The sequence below is a fragment of the Ruegeria sp. BHSB058 genome (assembly GCF_059613285.1).
This window is the reverse complement of the sequence record NZ_JBXWSF010000160.1, coordinates 1-3,024: the sequence shown is the minus strand read 5'-3', so window position 1 is coordinate 3,024 and position 3,024 is coordinate 1. Positions and strand designations below refer to the sequence as shown.

Sequence of the window (3,024 nt, the reverse complement as noted above, 5' to 3'; positions counted from 1 at the left end):
TCGCTGTTCGGTGCGCCTTCAGATACGTCGCGTCGATCATGACGGTCTTCTGTTCGCCGTGCTTGGCAGCCAGACCGGCCATGATCTGCGCGAAGATGCCCTTGTCGCTCCACCGCTTCCAGCGGTTGTAGAGCGTCTTGTGCGGGCCGTATTCAACAGGCGCGTCACGCCAACGCAACCCATTGCGATTGATGAAGATAATCCCACTCAACACCCGTCTGTCATCGACCCGTGGCTTGCCGTGGGACTTCGGGAAGAAAGGGGGTAAGTTTGGCCATCTGCTCGTCGGCCAGCCAGTAAAGGTTGCTCATGTCACTGCTCCATTTTCCGAGCCGTGAATCACGCAGCGCGTTGAAAATCAATGCATCCTGACCCTAAGGCTGACGCCATCATTCTACCCGCTTCAGCCACAGCCTGGGCCGGAGGAACCGGATCTGCAATACCCAAAGAAGCTACAGGCACCCCCATACCGTGCGTGAAATCTTTTTTTGGAGTCATAGGTCTTTTTCCCACCACTTATCCTCCGTAGAATTTATGAATTTTTAGGGAGAAGATCAGCCTCAGATACCGCCCTTACGGCGTTATGAAACTTCCATTCGCTTAAGGAATACAATCTGCAAAAGCGCGACTTTCAAGAACCTTCCGTACAGGTATCAAGAATGCATCCGTTCTTAGCAAGCAATATAAAACAATATCAGACCTGACCATATCAAGATCACTAAACTTTTCTCCCACTATTTTTTTAATGGAGGAAGCAACTTGAATATCATTACAGAGCTCTTCAGAACACATCGCTTGCACTGACAAACGCTGCATTTCAGACAATAAATGAGAGTACAGTGCGGCTCGTTCTAGGTCACCTGAAGACGCCATTTTTATTGCTATAAAGCGGCCAGCCAGAACCGACGCTGTATACATTTCCGAAGCATTGCCCTGAATAGTTGCCAGCATCGCTCCCGCCAATGCACCCAAGGCGGATTTTTCAGCCGATTGCAACACTAGCAGCACCAGATAACGTCTTAGATTTTCGTTACGATTCGATATTTGAAAGTGCGCAATCTCGTGGCACCCGTCGGGCGTTACGGTATCCTCGCCCTCCAAAAAGTTCAAATATCCCTCACAAGCATCAATAGTAAAAATGGCCGAGCTGGAATTTACTACTTCCGCTCTAACCTTCTCAATGGCGCTAAATGCACCAAGGAAAACAATTACAACCAGTGCACCAAAAAAGTACTTAGATACTTTCATCATTACTTCCCAGCCCTCTTGGAAAATTTCAACCTAATGCGGTACACGAAATTCTCAGAGGTTATAATCTTAACGCTTACATAGATTAATAGTGCGGCCATCGCCAACGTCGAATCATCTTCCGTTATAAATACCGCCCGCTACCCTAAACACCGCTGCCACCACAAAGCTCAATTCACTAGCATTGGTAAATCCTTCACTGCTTTCCGCAGAATTCTAGAAAGAATTATGCAGGTTGATTGAGAACAATCAACTCTTTTTTAGGTTGCGAAAATGAGCTGAGTCATGTTGATGGCGTGGATGCACCCACCAGTTGGCATCGCATTGTGCGAATGTGATGAGTGTTGAAGCCATCACAGCAGGAGGAAGCATCCATGTCCGAGGTTACAATCATCGGGATTGATCTGGCAAAGCGGGTATTTCAGTTGCATGGCGCAAATGACGACGGGTCTGTCTTGTTCCGCAAGAAGCTTTCTCGTGGTCAGCTCCTGGGTTTCATTTCCCAATTTCCGCAGTGCGTTGTTGCCATGGAAGCGTGCGCCACAGCGCATGGTTGGGGCCGGGGGATTGAGAACCTGGGGCATGATGTGCGCTTGATCCCTCCCATTTACGTGAAGCCTTATGTCAAGCGCCAGAAGAACGATGCTGCTGACGCCGAAGCGATCGTTGAGGCGGCGTTGCGCCCGACAATGCGTTTTGTCGCAGTGAAGACAGAAGGTCAGCAAAGCCGCGCTATGCTGTTCCGGACAAGACAAATGTTTGTTGGTCAGCGAACTCAGTTGATCAACGCGCTACGCGGGCATCTCGCCGAACATGGCTTGGTCGCGCCCAGAGGGGTGGTTCATTTGAGAAATGATCGCCGCCTCAGTCGAGGCCGATGATACATCCTTGCCCGCCGAAGTTCGAGATCTGGCTAAACTGTATCTGAAACAGATCACCGGGCTGGCAGATCGGATTGCAGAGCTTGACCGTAAAATGGTCCGGGCGGCAAGGGAAGCAGCTTTGACATGCCGGGCACAAACCATGCCAGGTGTAGGACCGATCACAGCGCTGGCGATCGAAACATTTGCGCCCGACCTCTCCGGTTTTCGACGAGGCCGAGACTTTGCAGCTTGGCTGGGTCTTGTACCACGCCAGCACTCGACCGGCGGAAGACCGCGGTTAGGAAAGACCTCGAAGATGGGACAGCGTGACATTCGGAGGCTCCTGATCTCTGGCGCTATGGCCGTTCTTCAGGCAGTCGAACGGTTTAACCGTCCGCACAATGAATGGCTTGCGCGTTTGCGCGCCCGAAAGCCTCGCATGGTTGTGGCTATTGCAATCAGCTTCGACGCGTTGGCCGCCCCCTGTGGCGCGATCTGCCCGAACTCGCTCAAATGCCCTCGCAGTGCATTGATGGCCTGGGTCCGCTGCCGGATCAAAAGCTCGCGCACGCGAAACACCATAGCCGCGCCCTGCGTCTCTTCGCTCTTCACAGGCACGAACCGCATCGTCGGACGCAGCGCGGCCTCGCAGATCGCTTCGGCATCGGCGGAATCATTTTTCTGGCGTTTGACGAATGGTTTCACGTAGGCGGGTGGAATGAGCCGCACCTCATGACCCAGCTTGCCGATCTCGCGACCCCAGAAATGAGCGCCGCCACAGGCTTCCATCGCGACAACACAAGGCTGCAACTCGCTGAAGAAGGTCAGCACCTGAACTCTACGCAGTTTCCTGCGCAGAATAGGCTGCCCCGCTGCATCTGCCCCGTGGGCCTGAAACACATTCTTCGCCAGA

At 52.5% G+C, this 3,024-nt stretch carries 1 protein-coding gene and 3 pseudogenes; 1 reads left to right on the top strand and 3 read right to left on the bottom strand.

Annotated features, from left to right (window positions below; translation table 11 throughout):
* A pseudogene (locus AC2FNB_RS20870) lies at positions 1-311 on the bottom strand (transposase); the annotation flags it as partial.
* Between the two features lie 289 nt (positions 312-600).
* Positions 601-1,248: a hypothetical protein gene (locus AC2FNB_RS20865; protein WP_480752133.1), complete on the bottom strand. Its 648-nt coding sequence runs from the start codon at positions 1,246-1,248 to the stop codon at positions 601-603.
* Between the two features lie 374 nt (positions 1,249-1,622).
* On the opposite strand from AC2FNB_RS20865, the pseudogene AC2FNB_RS20860 reads away from it, so the two are divergent.
* Positions 1,623-2,574, top strand: a pseudogene (locus AC2FNB_RS20860) (IS110 family RNA-guided transposase); the annotation flags it as partial.
* Here the strand turns inward: AC2FNB_RS20860 and AC2FNB_RS20855 are convergent.
* A pseudogene (locus AC2FNB_RS20855) lies at positions 2,562-3,023 on the bottom strand (IS110 family RNA-guided transposase); the annotation flags it as partial. The pseudogenes AC2FNB_RS20860 and AC2FNB_RS20855 sit on opposite strands and share 13 nt — an antisense overlap.
* Between the last annotated feature and the right edge of the window lies 1 nt (position 3,024).

Bases quoted from the DNA above. Each gene is read 5' to 3' on its own strand.
- AC2FNB_RS20865 (WP_480752133.1), bottom strand. From the start codon at position 1,248: ATGAAAGTATCTAAGTACTTTTTTGGTGCACTGGTTGTAATTGTTTTC.